This is a genomic window from Saccharomonospora iraqiensis subsp. paurometabolica YIM 90007 (assembly GCF_000231035.2).
Lineage (GTDB): Bacteria > Actinomycetota > Actinomycetes > Mycobacteriales > Pseudonocardiaceae > Saccharomonospora > Saccharomonospora paurometabolica.
The window spans coordinates 125,116-125,496 of the sequence record NZ_KI912187.1 but is presented as its reverse complement, the minus strand read 5'-3'; the positions used below and the strand labels follow the sequence as shown (position 1 = coordinate 125,496).

The window sequence follows — 381 nt, the reverse complement described above, 5'->3', positions numbered from 1 at the left end:
CGTAGGCGGCGTGGTCGCCGCTGCCCCACACCCCGGCGATCGAGGAGAACAGGACGAACGCGTCGACGTCGCCGACCAGCTCGTCCAACAGCAACGCGCCCGTCACCTTGGCGTGCAGCACCTCGGCCAGCTCCGCGTCGGTCAGCTCGGCGACCGGGGCGAGGCTCGCGACACCCGCGGTGTGCACCACGGCGTCCACGGGATGGGCGGCGAGCAGGGCGGTGAGCGCCGCACGGTCGGTGACGTCACAGGCCACCACCACGGCCCGCTCCCCCAGTTCCTCCCGCAGTGTCCGGGCCGACGGCGCGTCGGGGCCGCTGCGACTCGCGAGCACGACCCGGTCCGCCCCCGCGGCGACCAGTGCGCGGGTCACGTGCCCGC

At 75.6% G+C, this 381-nt stretch carries 1 protein-coding gene; it reads right to left on the bottom strand.

The features are described from left to right. On the bottom strand, positions 1–381 hold a 381-nt coding region (locus SACPADRAFT_RS0201460), incomplete at both ends, for an SDR family NAD(P)-dependent oxidoreductase (RefSeq protein ID WP_157577015.1).